Source organism: Cohnella baijiui, from assembly GCF_020731285.1.
Lineage (GTDB): Bacteria > Bacillota > Bacilli > Paenibacillales > Paenibacillaceae > Cohnella.
The window spans coordinates 1-211 of the sequence record NZ_JAJFOW010000513.1 but is presented as its reverse complement, the minus strand read 5'-3'; the positions used below and the strand labels follow the sequence as shown (position 1 = coordinate 211).

The 211-nt window shown below is 44.5% G+C and carries 1 protein-coding gene; it reads right to left on the bottom strand.

Features of this window, described 5'->3' with window-relative positions; all coding sequences use genetic code 11:
• A partial coding sequence (locus LKX83_RS33600; protein WP_227887658.1) for a DUF4309 domain-containing protein occupies positions 1 to 211 on the bottom strand: 211 nt, incomplete at both ends.

The following is a 211-nucleotide window of genomic DNA, read 5'->3' as shown; positions in this document are numbered from 1 at the left end:
GATAGGTTAGAGATGTGTCGCTGCTTTCGGCATCCGGTTCGCCCCATTGTTTGATAATGGTTTCCTTTTTCGTTCCAAGACCGAAATCGTAAAAGAAGACCTTGCCCAGTTTGGCTTCTTGATAGATTTCGCTTGCCAGCGTTATTTTTTCGCTTTGTTGTGCGCCATTTGCCCCTTGTTTAGGCGATTGTGTATCAATGCTTGTTTGATC